The 17374-nt window shown below is 69.1% G+C and carries 8 protein-coding genes; 1 reads left to right on the top strand and 7 read right to left on the bottom strand.

Translation table 11 applies throughout. From position 1 onward, the window contains the following. Window positions 1-38 precede the first annotated feature (38 nt). Window positions 39-1295: a glycosyltransferase gene (locus SBI80_RS15635; RefSeq protein ID WP_318975687.1), complete on the top strand. Its 1257-nt coding sequence runs from the start codon at window positions 39-41 to the stop codon at window positions 1293-1295. On the opposite strand, the gene SBI80_RS15630 is transcribed toward SBI80_RS15635, so the two are convergent. From SBI80_RS15630 to scpA, 7 genes are all read right to left on the bottom strand, one after another. Next, a complete protein-coding gene (locus tag SBI80_RS15630) occupies window positions 1288-2622 on the bottom strand; it encodes a hypothetical protein (protein WP_318975686.1) in 1335 nt (444 codons plus the stop codon). The genes SBI80_RS15635 and SBI80_RS15630 overlap by 8 nt on opposite strands. Further along, entirely contained in the window at window positions 2619-4034 is a 1416-nt protein-coding gene (locus SBI80_RS15625; RefSeq protein ID WP_318975685.1) for a hypothetical protein, read from the bottom strand. Before SBI80_RS15625 ends, SBI80_RS15630 begins: the two co-directional genes overlap by 4 nt. Before the next feature lie 6 nt (window positions 4035-4040). Next, window positions 4041-5531 (bottom strand): condensation domain-containing protein, encoded by a 1491-nt coding sequence (locus tag SBI80_RS15620; protein ID WP_318975684.1) that lies wholly within the window; start codon window positions 5529-5531, stop codon window positions 4041-4043. 59 nt (window positions 5532-5590) lie between these two features. Beyond that, a complete protein-coding gene (gene pks2, locus SBI80_RS15615) occupies window positions 5591-11857 on the bottom strand; it encodes a sulfolipid-1 biosynthesis phthioceranic/hydroxyphthioceranic acid synthase (protein ID WP_413232733.1) in 6267 nt (2088 codons plus the stop codon). Between the two features lie 846 nt (window positions 11858-12703). Beyond that, window positions 12704-13999: an esterase/beta-lactamase LipL gene (gene lipL / locus SBI80_RS15610; RefSeq protein WP_318975682.1), complete on the bottom strand. Its 1296-nt coding sequence runs from the start codon at window positions 13997-13999 to the stop codon at window positions 12704-12706. 81 nt (window positions 14000-14080) lie between these two features. After that, window positions 14081-15112, bottom strand: a complete 1032-nt coding sequence (meaB, locus tag SBI80_RS15605; RefSeq protein WP_318975681.1) for a methylmalonyl Co-A mutase-associated GTPase MeaB — start codon at window positions 15110-15112, stop codon at window positions 14081-14083. Beyond that, window positions 15113-17374: a methylmalonyl-CoA mutase gene (gene scpA, locus SBI80_RS15600; RefSeq protein WP_318975680.1), complete on the bottom strand. Its 2262-nt coding sequence runs from the start codon at window positions 17372-17374 to the stop codon at window positions 15113-15115. It abuts the gene before it with no gap.

Below are 17374 nucleotides of genomic sequence, written 5' to 3'. Positions count from 1 at the left end.
AGGACGATGTTTCGTACCGATCGAAGGAATCGGCGCCGATGAGGTTCGCAGTGGCCGTGCACGGCACCCGGGGTGACGTCGAGCCGTGTGCAGCCGTCGCGCGAGAGCTCGTCGGCCGCGGTCACGAGGTGCGAATTGCGGTGCCGCCCAATCTGGTTGGATTCGCCGAATCCGCTGGTCTGAAGGGTGTGCAACCCTATGGCGTCGACTCGCAAAAGCAGCTCGAGGCCGACCTGTTCCGCGACTGGTGGAAGCTGCAGAATCCGATGACGGTGGTGCGTCGCGCCAGGGAGTACGTCACCGAGGGCTGGGCCGAGATGAGCCAGACCGTCGACGATCTGGCCGCCGATGCCGATCTCATCCTGACCGGTACCACCTATCAGGAGGTCGCCGCGAACGTTGCCGAGGCGCGCGATCTCCCCCTCGCGGCGCTGCACTACTTTCCCTGCCGGATGAACACCGAGGTGCTTCCGGTACGGCTGCCGGGGCCGGTTCTGCGCGCCGGTTGGTCGGCTGCCGAGTGGGGCCACTGGAGGGTGCTCAAGGCCGCCGAGGACGCCCAGCGGCGCGCGCTGGGGTTGGCGCCGGCGCGCACCCGGGCGATCCGCCGCATCGTCGAGGGCGGGGCCCTGGAGATCCAGGCCTACGACGAGGTGTTCTTTCCCGGGCTGAGCCGGGAGTGGCACGGCACCCGGCCATTGATCGGATCGTTGTCGCTGCAGTTGCCGACGGCCGACGACGAGGACCTCGACCAGTGGATCGCGGCCGGCCCGCCGCCCATCTACTTCGGGTTCGGCAGCATGCCCGTCGAGTCGCCGGCGAGCGCCATCGCGATGATCACCTCGGTGTGCGCCGAACTCGGTGAGCGCGCCGTGATCAGTACCGGCGTGTGGGACGTCGAGGCGATTCCTCGTGACGACGGGGTCAAACTCGTCGGTGCGGTCAACCACGCCAAGGTCTTTCCGGCCTGCCGGGCGGTGGTGCACCACGGCGGTGCCGGAACGGTGGCCGCCAGCGTGCGGTCCGGTGTGCCCACCGTGGTGCTGTGGGTCTCCGCCGACCAACCGGTCTGGGCGTCTCGGATCAACCGGATGAAAGTGGGCGGTGCTCAACGTTTCTCGCGAACGACGGCGCGCTCGCTGACCAAGGTGCTGCGGACCGCGCTGTCACCGGAGTGCCAGGAGCGCGCCCGGCTGGCTGCTAGCCAGACCACCCCCGTCGTGCAGAGCGTCGCAACGGCGGCCGACTTGCTCGAGGCGGCGGCCACTCGAGGACGCCCACCGGCACCTAGATGATGGTGCCCTTGAGGCCGAAGTCGGTGAGCGTGCGAACCAGCTTGTCCGCGAGCCATTCTCGGGTGTTCTCCGCGCCGACCTCGTAGCCGACGACGCCGATCGACATGTTGCCCGCGACACGACCGGCGGCCACCACGAGCTGCCCCCCGGCCCGCTCGAGTGCGTGCCGGGTCACCCCCTGGTCGATGGGCCGGAACAGGATGAATTCGGCCGGCGTGCCGTCGGCGTAGGCCATCTCGGCCGGCACGTCGCCGAGGTTGGAGCACGACACCGGAAGGTCACCGAAGATCAGGTCGGCGGCGCGTCGCACGGCGCGCGCGGGCACGAAGGGGGTGATCGGCAGCAGGGCGTGCTTGTCGTCGGGCCCGGTGCGCAGTTTGGTGAGCACCTCGCGGACCGCTGACCGGGCCGCGGTCAGATCCGTCGTGACTGGTGACGGGTCCACGGTCGCGGAGGCGATCTTCATCGCGTTGCCGCGGCGGTCGTCATCCCCGCCACGATCACTCATCGCGATCAGCAGGGTGACCTTGCCGTCGGAGGGGTGAGCCCGGCCGAGACGCTCCCCCAGCAGCGCGCCGAACCCGGCGAGCAGCGAGGGCCCGGTTCCGCCGAGTTCGGTGGCACGGGCGTCCCAGTCGCGGACGTCGACGATGGCCGACACCGCGGGCAGCACCACCGGGCCGTCGAGGCCACGCACGGGTGGCACGGGCCGCCGGCCCGCACCGGCCGACGAAGGGTCCCGACGGCTCCGCACCGCGAACTTCACCCCGGTCGTGATCGTGCGGCCGAGGTCGGGCAAATCGTGCAGTAGCTGCCGCGCATCGTCGCCAAGCGCCTGCCGGCGCGTACGCGATCGCGGCGGCGGAAGTCCGAAGTCGCGCCGCGTGCCGTCGATGGCATCGATGACCGTGCGCACCGACGCCCCGTGGTCCAACAGGCAGTGCGAGGCGACCAGCGTGACGGCGGTGGTGCCGTCGGTCATCGGAAGCGCGCCGAGGTGCCAGCCTGGTCCGTCCACTGGATCGACGCGCAGCTGCGAGCGCTCCTCGATCCAGGCACCGAGCTGGCCGGGCGGCCTCACCTCGGCCACGTCGAGCGGCGCGGCGGGCCCGCCCGAACCCACCCACCGGTGCCGTCCGAACGGCAACGCCGACCGTTCGATCAACCGGCCGGCAAACCCATAGCCGAGATTGCGGTGCAGTGCCCGCAAACCCTCCATGTCGACGGCGTGGGTGTACACCCAGACGTACTGAACGAGCTGCGCTCGGCCGGTGGCATGCCAGGACAGGTATGTCGCCTGGTCGATGTAGGCCAGCCGCTCGCTCATACGATCACGCCGGTGAGCTCGAACTCCTCCAAGACGGCGGCCACCCGCTCACGCAACGCCGCCTTGGTGTTCTCCTTGCCCGGTTGGTAGCCGACGACGGTCAGCGAAACCCTTCCGTCCAACCGGCCCGCCACCACCGTCAGCAGACCGTGGCGCTCCTCGAGTACGCGCCGGGTGACGTGCCGATCGACACCTCGCAGCAGCACCTGTTCGGCGGGTGTTCCGTCGACGCTCGCCACCTCGACCGGCAGGTCGCCGACGTTGGAGCACGACACCGGTTGCGCAGCGAATGCGAACGCGAGATCGGCCCCGCGGCGCACCGCCCGCTTGGGGACGAAGGGGGTGAGGGTAAGCATCCGCAGGGCTTCGTCGGGCTCCTCGCGCATCACCCGGAGCGCTTCCTTGATCGCGGTGCGAGTGACGGACAGGTCCGAGGTGACGCGGGATGGGTCGGCGCGGACGTAGGCCAGGGTGACGGCGTTGGCCCTGGTGTCCTCCAGGGAGCGGTCGTTGATGGGCACGATGAGACCGACCGTCCCGTCCGACGTCGGTTCGCGGCCCTGCTGCACGGCCATCCGCGTGGCGAAGCCGGCGAGCAGCGAGTGGCTGTTGCCACCGAGTTCCGCGGCCCGCACGTCCCACCGCTCGATCGGGACCAGCACCGAGACGGCAGGAACCACGATGGCGTCGTCGGCGTCGGGGCCGACGATCACGGGTGCCTTCGGCGCTGTGCCGATCTGCTCGTGACGCCTGCGGCGGAGGAACTTCACCGCCGCGAAGAGCGTGCGACCCAGCTCGGGCAGATCGCGGCCGACCTGGCGGATGTCGGCGACGACGGCTCGGGGGAGACTGCGCGACCGCGGCGCGGGATAGCCCAGATCGCGCCTTGTTCCCAGAACGGCCTCGTAGATCGACAGCAGGGCTGCGCCACCGTCACCGATGCAGTGCGAGCCGACCAGGCTCACGGCGGTCGAACCGTCGGTCATCGGCAGCACGCTCATGTGCCATCCCGGCCCGAACTCGGGGTCGATCGGCAGTTGCGCCCGCTCGTCGGCCCAGTCGCTGAGTTCGTCGCGCGGGCGGGGCGAGGGGGCTATGTCCAGCGGCGCCGCCGGTCCCTGACAAGCGACCCAGCGGTGCCTGCCAAACGGCAACGGCGACGGCTCGATTAGCCTACCGACCAGGCCAAATCCGAAGTCCCGATGAAATCGCCGCAGCCGCTCCCAGTCGATGGGGTGCTCGTACACCCAGACGATCTGCATGGCCGCGGACTGCCCGGTGGCGCGCAACCCGAGGTAGAGCGCCTGGTCGACGTAGTCGAGCAGGTGATCCGAAGCTGGCTGGGCACCGTTCGCCCCCCGGAAGCGGCGAGTGGACCGTTGCTCGGTCCGCGGCCCGGCCTGCGTCGACACCCTGGGTCAGCCCTTGGCCATCGGCAACAGGTGTTCGCGGTCGCGAACGGCGCTGCGGCGCACTGCCTCCCCGTGCCGCACGTGGGAGCGGACCGGCGCCAGGGAGGCTGCGTCGGCGACGCTCTGATAGATCCCCGTCATGGCGGTCAGGTAGCGGTCGATGGACTCACGGGCAATCGGGTTGTTGGGGAACGCCACCGTCACCGACGTCTCCCGTTCGCCGCGGTTGACCCAGATGCCGATCTGGTAGGCCGACCGCGCATCGCTGTAGACCTTGCCGTTCATCCGCTCCCACTCGGCGATGATGCTCGCCGACAGCGGCGGCAGCCCGGCGTCGAGGAAGGACACCATCGGCACCCCCGGATCGGGCGTGCGCAAACCGAGCGCCCCGTCGGCGAGCTCGAGGACGCGATCGAAGGGGATGGGGCCCAACGACAACCGCGAATCGAACGAAGCCTGGGCCGCTCGCGCGGTCTCGGCGAACGACGCCGGATCGACCGCCACGGAGACTGGAACGACGCCGGTGAACCACCCGGTGGTCTGGAACTCCGCAGGGGTCTGCCGCGTCGTCGTCGGGGTGATGACGTGGTAGTCGGTCGAGCCCGTCAGTGCCTGCTGAGCCAGTGCGGCGCACGCGAACACGCCGCCGATGAAGCGGGCGCCGGCCGCGGTGCACGCGGCCTCGAAGCGGTCGGACTGCTGCTTGTCCATCAGCCGGACGGTGACCAGGTCACCGGTCACCGACCACGGCGGATCACCGAGCGGGAACGGGAAGTGGGGCATGGTGCCGTCGTTGCGCTCGGCGAACGAGATCCACTCCCGGACTTCCGGCGTCTCCAGCGTCAGAGCCGACAACATGTCGTGCTGGCGGACGCAGTAGTCGGCGTAGCTACCCGCCGGCGGCAGCGGGATGGGCGCGGCTCCCCCGGCCAGCGCCGCGTACATCATGTGGATCTCCACCAGCACCAGACCCATGAACATCGCGTCGGTGTGCAGGTGGTCGATGCTGATGTAGAACGTGAAGTGGTCGGCACGCTGGATGATGCCGAACGAGAAGCAATCCCACTGAAGGGGATTGGGCGTCGCGAGCACGTGCTCACGCCATTCGGTCGCCGTCATCTCACCGTGCTTGGTTGGCACGAAGTTGACGTCCCGCGGGTTGGTGGCGGTGTGGCAAACGATCTCGTCGGAATCGGTCAGCTCGAACCAGCTGTGATACGTGTCGTGCCGGCGCAGGTAGGCGTTGATGACGTGGGTCATCGCGCGCAGATCGCACTGACCCGGCATGTCCCACGCGGGGATGTTCAGCCGCGCCATGTCGGTGCCGCCCGCCAGGTGGCTCAGATAGCCCCGAATGTGTTGCGCCTGCTGGTAGCTCGCCGGCACGTCACTGACCGGTGCCTTCTCCAGCTTGGCGCGACTCGCCGGTGAGGGATGCCAGGACACCACGCTGCCGGACGCTCCGATCCAGTCGTGGATCGCCTTGATCGCAACCATCTATCTCTCCCCCGCTCGTCGTGCTTCGGTGAGCGACGTCTTCGGCGCTAGTGGGTCGATCACGAGTCAGCCGCCGTCGTGGAGGCCTCGACGTTCAGATCCGCGGCGATCATCTCGCTGAGACGTTCGGCGAGTGCCCGCACGGTCGTGACGTCCGTCGAACCGATCCGCACGCCGGTCTCGGACTCCAGTCGGGTGCGCAGCTCCAGAGTGCCCAGCGAGTCCAGGCCATACTCCGACAACGGCCGGTCGGCATCGACCGATCGCCGCAGGATCAGGCTCATCTCCTCGGAGATCAGCCGACGGACCCGCGCCGCCCACTCCTCGCGAGGCAGCAGACGGAGCTCGTCGAGGAACTCGCTGGACCCCGCACGGTCCTGCCCCATCGAAGCGAACGCCTCGGCGAACGGGCTGGTCTGTGCGAACGCCGTGAGCCACGCTGCCCCCGCGACCGGCGCGTATCCACTATAGACGCGGGTGTGTCGCATCAGCGTGTCGAAGGCGTACGCGCCATCTTCCGGGTCGATCGCCATGCCAGCGTTGTCCGCCATCGCCTGCCCGGCGCCGATCTGCGCCCAGGCGCCCCAGGCGATCACCTGCGCGGGCAGGTCCTGGGCGCGGCGCCAGCGGGTGAACGAGTCCACCCAGCTGTTGGCGGCCGCGTAGGCACCCTGTCCTGGCGAACCGACCATCGCGGCCGCCGAGGAGAACGAGCAGAACCAGTCCAGCGGTGCGGTCGCCGTGGCCTCGTGCAGCCGCCAGGCGCCCATGGCCTTCGGTGCCCAGTCCCGATCGATGAGGTCGTCGGTGATGTTGCCGAGCGTGGCGTCCTCGACGACCGCCGCGGCGTGCAGCACGCCGCGCAGCGGAATCCCCGTCGCGGTCGCGGCGGCGACCAGGCGCCCGGCGGTGCCCGCGTCGGCGACGTCGCCGAGCTCCACCTCGACCTCGACACCCGAACGACGCAGCTTCTCCACGACGCGCAAAGTCTCGGGCTTCGGCGCGGACCGGCCGTTGAGGATGATCCGCCCGCACCCGGCGGCGGCCATCTTCTCGGCCAGGAACAGGCCCAGTCCGCCGAGGCCACCGGTGACGACGTAGGCGCCGTCGGTGCGGAACGCGGGCGCCTTGTCGGCGGGAACCACGGCCGCGAACTGACCGCTCCGCGGCACCTCGAGAACCAGCTTGCCGGTGTGCTCGGCCGCCCCCATCGCACGGATCGCGATCGCGCCGTCGGCCAGCGGGTAGTGCGTGGTCTGCGGCGGCGGCAGGACCCCGTCGGCGATCTGCTGGTAGATGACCTCCAGCAGGTTGCGCAGGGTGTCCGGCGTGACCAAGGTCAGCAGGGCGAGGTCGACGGCGTAGAAGGACAGGTTCCGCCGGAAGGGGAACAGGCCCATCTTGGTGTCACCGTAGATGTCGCGCTTGCCGATCTCGACGAATCGCCCACCGAAGGTCAGCAGTTCCAGACCCGCCCGCTGAGCGGCACCGGGCAGGGAGTTGAGCACGACGTCGACGCCATAGCCGTCGGTGTCGCGCCGGATCTGCTCGGCGAAGTCGATGGTGCGCGAGTCGTAGACGTGCGCGATGCCCATGTCGTGCAGCATCTGCCGCTTGGCGGGAGTGCCCGCGGTCGCATAGATGTCGGCACCTGCAGCCTTGGCGATGGCCACCGCGGCCAGTCCGACGCCGCCGGTGGCCGAGTGGATCAGAACCTTGTCGCCGGTACCGATCCTGGCCAGGTCGTGCAGCGAGTACCACGCGGTGGCGTGGGCGCTGGGAACCGCCGCCGCGGCGGCATCGGGCAGGTCTTCCGGGATGCTGACCGCGAGGTTGGCGTCACAGGTGACGAACGTGCACCAGGCACCCGTCGCCGAGATGCCGGCCACGCGGTCGCCGATGCGGTGGTTGGTCACACCGGCGCCGACGGCCGTGACCACGCCCGCGAAGTCGGCACCAAGCTGGGGCATCCGGCCCTCGAAGCTCGGGTAGCGACCGTAGGCGACCAGGACGTCGGCGAAGTTGAGGTTCGACGCCGAGACGGCGACCTCGATCTGTCCGGGTCCCGGAGCGGTCCGCTCGTAGGCCACGAGCTCGGCGGACTGCAGGTCTCCTGGCGTGCGGATCTGCAGGCGCATGCCGTCGCGTTCCGGGTGAACCACCGTGGTGTGGCGCTCCTCGGGCTGCAGCGGGGTCACGTTGAGCCGGGCGGCGTAGTGCTGACCGTCGCGCCAGGCGGTCTCGTCCTCGTCGGAGTTCGAGAGCAGCTCGGCACCGACGAGCCTGGTGTCGGTGGCGTCGTCCACGTCGATCTGGGTGGGCCGCATGCGGGGCTGCTCCATCCCGATCGCCCGGACGAGCCCGCGGATCCCGCCCTGCGCGAGGTTCGGAACCTCACCGGCGAGCACGCTCTGCGCGCCGCGGGTCAGCACGTACAGTCGCGGCGGTTCGCCGGGCACGTCGGGCAGCACCTTGGTGATGCGAACCAGGTGACGCACGTGGTCGGATCCCGAGCCGACGGGGTCGGCCACGGATGCCTGCGGGTCCTGCACCACGACGACGCCCACGCTGGGGCGGGTCGCAAGGGTCTGCCGGAGCAGCTCGCCACGGGCGGCATGGTCGTCGCTGGCGCGCCACGTCATGGCGGTGACGTCGGCCTCGCCGGCCTTCAGCACGTCGGCCAGTTCGTGAGCGAACATGTCCGACTCGTCCGAGGTGTCGATCAGCAACCAGTTTCCGCTGCCGACGACGTCGGTGGCCGGCGGCTCCAGGCGCCGCCAGTCGATGGTCAACAGGCGCTCGTTCAGCCGCTTGTCGCGCTGGCCCTGCTCGGAGATTCCGGTACCGAGGCGAAGGCCACCGACCGTCAGCAGCACGGCACCGAGGTCGTCGAGCACCTCGATGTCGACCTCGACGGCGCCGGAGCTGGCGCTGACCAGCCGGACATAGCAGTAGTGCGCGTTGCGCGTCGAGCCGTGGGTCCGCAACCGGCGCACGCCCAGCGGCAGCATCAACGTGCCGGTGGTGTCGGCATGCAGATCGGGGTGGGCGCCGACGGCCTGGAAGCAGACGTCGAGCAGCGCGGGGTGGATGCCGTAGGCACCTTGTTGCGACCGGATCGAACCCGGCAGCGCGACCTCGGCGATGACCGAACCGCCGGGACCCTCGGTCGCGTGGGCCGTGGTCAGACCGGTGAACGCCGGGCCGTACTGGATGCCGCGGGCGGCGTACCAGTCGCGCAGTTCGCCGCCGGCCAGCTCCACGGGGTGGGCGGCCAACAGCTCGGCCACGTCGTAGGGAGACGGTGCGTCGGCATCGTCGGCGGCGTGCAGGACGGCGGTGGCCCGTCGGACTTCCTGACCCTCCTGACGGGTCGTCACCTGGAAGTCGGTGTTCCCCTGGGAGGTCACCGCCGCGACCGCCGAGACCGGCGTCGACTCCTCGATCAGCAGCAGCTCCTCGAAGACGATGTCGCGAGCCTCGGACGCCTCGCCGAGCACGGTGCGCGCCGCGGCGATCGCCATCTCGCAGTAGGCGGCGCCGGGCAACGCGGCCACGCCGTGCACCTGATGGTCGCCGAGCCATGGCTGAGCGTCCGTGCCGACGTCGGACTGCCACACGTGACGTTCGGGTTCCTCGGGAAGGCGAACGTGCGCACCGAGCAGCGGGTGCACGGCCAGGGTGGAGGCACCCTGCTCCTGCCCGTCCCTGGTGAGGATCAGGCGGGGGTGGTTCCACGTCGGCAGCGGCGCGTCGACGAGCTCGCCGGTGGGCCAGATCGCGGCGTAGTCGATCGCTGCCCCGGCATCGTGCAGCGCCCCCAGGAAGGGACGGAGGCCATGGGGCAGCTTCTGGTCGCGCCGCATGCCGGCCAGGGCGGCCAGGCGGACGTCGAGACTGCGCGCGTTCTGGTCGACCGCGTAGGTCAGCAGCGGGTGCGGGGACAGCTCGCCGAACACGCGGTAGCCGTCCTCGAGAGCGGCTTGCACGGCAGCGGCGAAGCGCACCGCGTGCCGCAGGTTGTCGGCCCAGTAGTACCCGTCGAATTCGGCGGGGTCGCGGGGGTCGTAGAGCGTTGCCGAGTAGTACGGGACCGTCGGCTCCATCGGCGAGATGTCCTCGAGGGACTCCGTCAGCTCGTCGAGGATGGGGTCGACCTGGGGTGTATGGGATGCGACGTCAACCGCCACCTCGCGCGCCATCACGCCGCGCGCCTCCCACTCGGCCGCCAGCTGGCGGATCGATTCCTTCGCGCCGCCGACGACCGCGGACTGCGGCGAGGCGACCACCGACAGCACCACGTCGTTGATTCCGCGTGCGGCCAGCTCGGAGAGCACCTGCTGCGCGGGCAGCTCGACCGAGGCCATCGCACCAGAACCCGCGACCGTGGCCATCAGCTTCGAGCGCCGGCAGATCACCTTGACGCCGTCCTCGAGCGACAGCGCCTCGGAGACGACGGCGGCAGCGACCTCACCCATCGAGTGGCCGATGACCGCTCCGGGTACGACGCCGTAGGACTTCATCGTCGCGGCCAGCGCTACCTGCACGGCGAACACCGTCGGCTGCACCTGGTCGATGCCGGTGACGACCTCCGGCGCGGACATCGCGGCGGTGACCGAGAAACCGGATTCGGCGGCGATCAGCGGTTCGATTCGGGCAACGGTCTCGGCGAAGACCGGTTCGGTGGCCAGCAGGTCGGCCCCCATCGCGGCCCACTGCGAGCCTTGACCGGAGAACACCCAGACCGGGCCGCGGTCGCCCTTGCCGACGGCCGCCTCGTAGGGGGTGTCGCCATCGGCGACCTCGCGCAGGGCGGTGACGAGTTCGTCGCGGTCGCGGGCGAGCACGACCGTGCGCACCGGGCGGTGGGCACGACGCCGGGCCAGCGTGTAGGCGAGGTCGGCCAGGTCGCGCTCGTCGTCCTCGGCGTCCGAGCCGGCCGCGACCCAGTCCGCCAGCCGGCCGGCGGAGCGGCGAAGCTCCTCCGCGGTGGTGGCGGACAGCGGGAACAGCAGAGCACCGGAAACCGCCGACGCCGGGGCGTCACCGTCGACGATGCGGGTCGACTGACCTTCGGGGGCCTGCTCCAGCACGGCGTGCACGTTGGTGCCAGACAGCCCGTAGGAGGACACCGCAGCGCGACGTGGGTGCTCACCATTCGTCGGCCACGGGGTGGCCTCCTGCGGCACGAACAGATTGCTCTCAATGCTGGCGATCTCGTCCGGCATCGCCGTGAAGTGCAGGTTCTTCGGCACGGTCGCATGCTGCAGCGACAGGACGGCCTTCATCAGGCCGACGGCCCCCGAGGCGGACTGGCCGTGGCCGAAGTTGGTCTTCACCGAACCGAGGGCGACGGGCCCGTTGGTGCCGTAGACCGCGGCCAGGCTGGCGAACTCGATCGGATCGCCGACGGGCGTACCCGTACCGTGCGCCTCGACCATGCCGACCGTGTCGGGATCGACACCGCCGGCGGCCAGCGCCGACCGGTAGACCGTCTCCTGGGCGTCGCGCGACGGGGTCGCGATGTTGATCGTGTGACCGTCCTGGTTGGCGGCGGTACCGCGGATGACGGCCAACACTCGGTCACCGTCGGCGATGGCGTCGTCGAGGCGCTTGAGCAGCAGCACCGCGGAGGCCTCACCGGAGACGAAGCCGTCGGCGTTCACGTCGAAGGCATGGCAGGTACCGGTGGGCGAGAGCATCCCCTGAGCCGATCCCGAGGACATCTTTCGGGGCTCGAGCATGATCGAGACGCCGCCGGCGAGGGCGAGGTCGCTCTCTCCGGCGTCCAGGCTGCGGCAGGCCATGTGAACGGCCAGCAGGCTCGAGGAGCAGGCCGAGTCGACCGTGTAGGCCGGACCGTGCACGCCGAGGTGGTAGGCGATGCGGCCGGACGCGAGGCTGAAGTTGCTTCCGGTGAACCCGTACGGGCCCTCGACGGCGTTGGCATCGGCGGCGAGGAGCTGGTAGTCGGCGTGCGTCATTCCGATGAACACACCCGTCAGGGAGTTCGACAGGACGGCTGGATCCATGCCGGCGTGTTCGACGGCCTCCCAGGACGTCTCCAGAAGCAACCGATGCTGGGGGTCGATCGACGTCGCTTCGCGCTCGCTGATGTTGAAGAAGTCCGAGTCGAACCCGGCGACGTCGTCGAGGAAGGCACCCCACTTCGACACCGACCGGCCGGGCACGCCGGGCTCCGGGTCGTAGTACTCCTCGGCATCCCAGCGGTCCAGCGGGACGGTGGTGACCGCGTTGTCGCCGCGCATGAGGGCGTCCCAAAGCGCCGCTGGCGAGTCGATTCCCCCTGGAAGACGGCAACCCATGCCAACTACAGCGACTGCGGAGACCCGTGCCTCTGCCACTTACTTCACCCTCTTCCGCGAACGAACCCAGTCCCCCGACTCAGTTGTGCTGCAGGAAAATCTCGAGCCTGCGACGTCGACGCTCAGTTGCGCGCCCTTCCAGTTGCGTCGTCAGGATTTAATTGGTATACGCCCCAAATACCGAGAATCCACACCTATGAAACGAACCATTGGTATGAAATTTTCGGCAAATCCGTTACCGCCCTTTCAACTTCGAGATTCTTCGGTCGGGACACTACACCGACAGCTACCAATTCGTCCTAACAACGCCCTTTAGGCGCATACGCTGCGGAAACGGCGAAAATTGACGCTCATGCCAACTTCTAGCGACGTTCGCCCCGCTATTGTCGGATTTCGCTGCATGCGATTTCAGCAAATAGTTCGGTATTCGTGGACCGGAATGACCATTTGCATTGTCATAATGTGCCGATGGCCTCCCGAGCGCGTTGGACCAAGGATCGATTTCGGCATTTTCGCAGCCAGAAGCCTCGGCATCCGTCGTCGATCCGTCGGCGCGAGAGCTCCGCGAGGGCAACCGGGGCATCCTCGACGCCCGCTCGCGGGCGGGTCATCACCTCACTCTGGCAATCGTCAGCCCTTTAACGACGCCAGCAACATGGGCCACTCTGGCAACGTTGTCGCCGAGAAGCCGTAAGAATCGCGCCAAATTGCCCGTCTTGGCACCGCGTTTTCGCCAAACTGTCTGCGAGACAACGTTTTTGGACGGACAACGACCGTTGTCCGGCCAGGAGGCGTCCTCCCAGCTTCGGCGAAAATTTAGTGAACTTTTTTTTCGCTTTCCTTGCGTCAAACCGCGGTGGAGAGTCCGAGATACGGCGCCCCGAACCTGGGCACGCTGCCGAAGCCGTGCCGACGCGCCCGTGCCGCGCCCCGCCGAATGAGAGCCGCCGTGGCGACGAACCCGGCCTGGTCACTCACCACCAGCGGAGTGAGCAGGCGATTGTGGACGAAGCCAAAGGCCAGACCGGTGGCCGGGTCGGCCCACCCCAGGGAGCCACCCAGCCCGACGTGACCGAAACCCGGAAGTACGCCCGGGAACGGCAGACCGTGATAGCCGAGATGAAAGGACATCGGGAGCACCAAGCCACCGTCGAGGTGCAGGCTCGGACGTCCAGTCAGGGTGGCGACCAGTTCCGAGGACAGGAACCGGGTGCCGTCGATGCGGCCCCCGTTGGCGATCGCGCCGTACATGCGGGCCAGCCCCCGCGCCGTGGCGACCCCGTTGGCTGCCGGCAACTCGGAGTCGAGCAGCGAGATATCGCCCTGCACAGTCGACTTCATGCCGGGGAAGTAGATCGACCCGAATCCGCCGGAGAATGGCAACGCAGCGATGCGCGGCGCAACGAGATTGACGAGTGGATTCTGAAACCTGCTCTGCGGGCCAATGATTCGTGCCGGCTGGGTGGGCGCGCCGGCGGGCGGCCTGCCGAGATGGATGCCGTCCGTATTCAGCGGCGCGGCCAGCTCGTCGCGGAACAGCTCGCGCATCCCGCGGCCGGTGACGGCCCTGGTCAGCCCCGACATCAGCCAGCCGTAGGTCAGGGCGTGGTAGGACGGCCGGCCCTTCAACCAGCCCATCGGCGCGGCAGCCAGGCGCTGCTCCATGCCCAGGTGATCCATCAGGTCGGTCTGACTCACCCCGTTGAGTTGCGATAGTCCGGCACGATGGCGCATCAGGTCGCGGACGGTGACGGCCGCCTTGCCGTTGGCGGCGAAGGCGGGCCAGTATTCGGCGACCGGAGCGTCGTAGTCGATCAGCCCGCGATCGGCGAGGCGATGGACGACCGTTGACGCCATGCCCTTGGTGGCCGAGAACACCATGGCACCGGTGTCTGCCTCCCACCGCCGGGTGCCCCGGCGGTCCGCCCAACCGGTCCAGACGTCGACGACGGGCTCGCCGTCCAGGTAGACGGCCAGCGCACCGCCACCAAATCTAGGGTGCGGGAACATCATCGAGAAGCTGCGAACGACGCAGGCAAAGTTCGGGTCCGCGGCACCGCGGACGTTGCGCGGTAGAGCCGACTCGTCGTCGCCACCTGCGAGGAGCGCCGCGCTGCGCTCCCCCCGTGCTGCCTGGGTCACCCCTGCAGAATTTACCGCCAGGGCCAGCCAACTTCACCGGTGGTTATCGATCCGTTAGGCAAGCGCGTACCGCGGCTTCACCTAACCCGGATCGGCGGCGGCGCCCGGCAGGTGGACGAGGTCGAGGATCTGCTGCGCAGCCAACGCGGCCGTGAGGTCTCCGGTGCGCACGCGTTGCTCGATCTCTGGCCGAAGCGCCTTGACCTGGGCATTGGACGTAACCCGGCCGAGCACGGCGTCACGCACCATCGACCACATCCACTCGACCTGCTGGGTGCGGCGCCGGGACTCGAACTCACCCGCCTCGGTCAGCACCCGGCGATGCTCGAGCACCGCCGTCCACAACTCGGCCAGGCCGGTGCCCTCGAGCGCGCTCGTGGTGAGCACCGGCGGGCGCCAGAGGGTGTCGCGCGGATACAGCAACCGCAGCGCTCCGGTGAGCTCCCGCGCCGCGGCCTTGGCTTCGGTGGCGTGTTTGCCGTCGGCCTTGTTCACCACCACCACGTCGGCGAGCTCCAGCACGCCCTTCTTGATGCCTTGGAGCTGGTCACCGGTGCGCGCGAGGGTCAGGAACACGAAGGTGTCGACCATGTTGGCCACCGTCACCTCGGACTGGCCGACGCCGACCGTCTCGACGAGTACCACGTCGTATCCCGCGGCCTCGAGCAACACGATGGTCTCCCTGGTCGCCTTGGCGACGCCGCCCAAGGTGCCCGACGTGGGCGACGGCCTGATGTACGCCGCGGGCTGCACGGCCAACCGCGCCATCCTGGTCTTGTCCCCGAGGATCGACCCCCCGGTCCGCGTCGACGACGGGTCGACGGCGAGCACTGCGACACGATGCCCCTGCTCGATGAGGTACATACCGAGTGCCTCGATGGCCGTCGACTTGCCGACCCCCGGCACCCCGGTGATCCCGACGTGCACCGCGCGGCCGGCGTCGGGCATCAGCTCCAGCAGTAGCCGCTGCGCCTTCTCCCGGTGGTCGGGCCGCGTCGACTCGACGAGGGTGATCGCCCGCGCCAGCGCCGCACGGTCACCGTTGCGAACCGCTTCGGCCAGCTCGGACGTCGCGCCCCGGGTCGCCTCGCCGGCGCCGTCGGTGGAGTCCATCTAGCTCAGGCTGTAGCCCAGGCGCTCGGCCAGCTTCTGCAGCAGGCCGATGGCGGCGTCTGCGATGACCGTGCCCGGCGGGAAGATCGCGGTGGCCCCAGCCGCGTAGAGTTCGTCGAAGTCTCCCGGGGGAATGACGCCACCGACGACGATCATGATGTCGGGACGCCCCGCCTCGGCCAGCGCATCCCGCAAGGCGGGCACCAGGGTGAGGTGACCGGCTGCCAGCGACGACACCCCGACGACGTGCACGTCGTTGTCGGCCGCCTGGCGAGCGACCTCGTCGGGCGTCGAGAACAGCGAGCCGACGTCGACGTCGAAGCCGATGTCGGCGAAGGCCGTCGCGATGACCTTCTGGCCGCGGTCGTGGCCGTCCTGCCCCATCTTGGCGACCAGGATGCGAGGTCGGCGGCCGTCGGCCTCGGCGAACTTCTCGACCAGCTCGGTTGCCGCTCGCACGTTGTCGACGGTGCGCCCCTTCCCCACTTCGTCCCGGTAAACCCCTGCGATGGTGCGGATCTCGGCCTGGTGACGTCCGTATACCTTCTCCATGGCCTCGGAGATCTCCCCGACGGTGGCCTTGGCCCTGGCCGCGGCGATCGCCAGCGCCATCAGGTTGTTGCCCAACCCATCCTCGCCGGCACGGCCGGAAGTCCCTGCCGCACGGGTCAATTCGGCGAGGGCGGCCTGGGTGGCCGCCTCGTCGCGGTCGGCGCGCAGCCGCTCGAGCTTGGCGATCTGCTCGGCGCGCACCCGGCTGTTCTCCACCTTGAGGACCTCGACCTCCTGGTCGGAATCCACCTGGTACTTGTTGATGCCGATCACGGTCTGCGCGCCGGAGTCGATGCGGGCCTGGGTGCGGGCCGCCGCCTCCTCGATGCGCAGCTTCGGGATGCCCTCGTCGATCGCCTGGGCCATCCCCCCGTGCTCGGCGACCTCGGCGAGGTGAGCGCGGGCCTTCACGGCCAGCTGGTGGGTCAGCCACTCCACGTAGTACGAACCGCCCCAGGGGTCGATCGGCCGGGTGGTGCCCGACTCCTGCTGCAGCAGCAGCTGGGTGTTGCGGGCGATCCGGGCGGAGAAGTCGGTTGGCAGCGCGAGAGCCTCGTCGAGGGCGTTGGTGTGCAGCGACTGGGTGTGCCCCTGGGTGGCGGCCATGGCCTCGATGCAGGTGCGCGCCACGTTGTTGAACGGATCCTGGGCCGTCAACGACCAGCCCGAGGTTTGCGAGTGCGTGCGCAACGACAGCGACTTGTCGTTCTTCGGATCGAACTGGGCGACGAGTTCGCTCCAGAGCAGCCGGCCCGCGCGCAGCTTGGCCACCTCCATGAAGAAGTTCATGCCGATGCCCCAGAAGAAGGACAGCCGAGGAGCGAACTGGTCGATGGACAGTCCGGCGTCCAGCCCGGCCTTGATGTACTCGACGCCATCGGCGAGGGTGTAGGCCAGCTCCAGATCGGCTGTCGCGCCGGCTTCTTGGATGTGATATCCCGATATCGAGATGGAGTTGTACTTCGGCATCCTCGCACTGGTGTAACCGAAGATGTCGGAGATGATGCGCATCGACGCCTTGGGCGGATAGATGTAGGTGTTGCGGACCATGAACTCCTTGAGGATGTCGTTCTGGATGGTCCCCGCCAGCTTCTCCGGCGGCACGCCCTGCTCCTCGGCCGCGGCGACATACAGCGCCAGGATCGGCAGCACGGCCCCGTTCATGGTCATCGACACCGACACCGACGACAGGTCGATGCCGTCGAAGAGCTGACGCATGTCGAGGATGGAATCGATTGCCACACCGGCCATCCCGACGTCGCCCGCCACCCGGGGGTGGTCGGAGTCGTAGCCGCGGTGAGTCGCCAGGTCGAACGCCACCGACAGGCCCTTCTGCCCGGCGGCCAGGTTGCGGCGGTAGAACGCATTGGATTCCGCGGCCGTGGAGAAGCCGGCGTACTGGCGAATGGTCCATGGCTGGTTGACGTACATCGTCGGGTACGGCCCGCGGATGAAGGGCGGCAAGCCGGGGAAGCCGTCGAGCGGGTAACCGGCAGCGACGGCCGCGTCACGATCGGCGGCGATGTACACGGGCCTGACGTCGATGCCCTCGGGGGTGGCCCAGTCGAGTTGGTCGGCGGTGTAGCCGTGCGCGGCGGCAGCGGCGGCAACGTGCTCGTCGACGGCCGATGCGGTGGCGGGTTCTCCCCCGTCGTCACCGCGCAGCGGAATCTCGGCGAAGTTGGTGATCTTGGGCTGAACCGTCGTCAT

The organism is Mycolicibacterium sichuanense (assembly GCF_033741125.1).
In the GTDB taxonomy this organism is placed as follows: domain Bacteria; phylum Actinomycetota; class Actinomycetes; order Mycobacteriales; family Mycobacteriaceae; genus Mycobacterium.
Note: the sequence above shows the minus strand (reverse complement) of the source record. Positions and strands in the feature narration are given on the sequence as shown.

Bases quoted from the DNA above. Each gene is read 5' to 3' on its own strand.
- SBI80_RS15635 (WP_318975687.1), top strand. From the start codon at position 39: ATGAGGTTCGCAGTGGCCGTGCACGGCACCCGGGGTGACGTCGAGCCG.
- SBI80_RS15630 (WP_318975686.1), bottom strand. From the start codon at position 2,622: ATGAGCGAGCGGCTGGCCTACATCGACCAGGCGACATACCTGTCCTGG.
- SBI80_RS15620 (WP_318975684.1), bottom strand. From the start codon at position 5,531: ATGGTTGCGATCAAGGCGATCCACGACTGGATCGGAGCGTCCGGCAGC.
- pks2 (WP_413232733.1), bottom strand. From the start codon at position 11,857: ATGGGTTGCCGTCTTCCAGGGGGAATCGACTCGCCAGCGGCGCTTTGG.
- meaB (WP_318975681.1), bottom strand. From the start codon at position 15,112: ATGGACTCCACCGACGGCGCCGGCGAGGCGACCCGGGGCGCGACGTCC.
- scpA (WP_318975680.1), bottom strand. From the start codon at position 17,374: ATGACGACGGTTCAGCCCAAGATCACCAACTTCGCCGAGATTCCGCTG.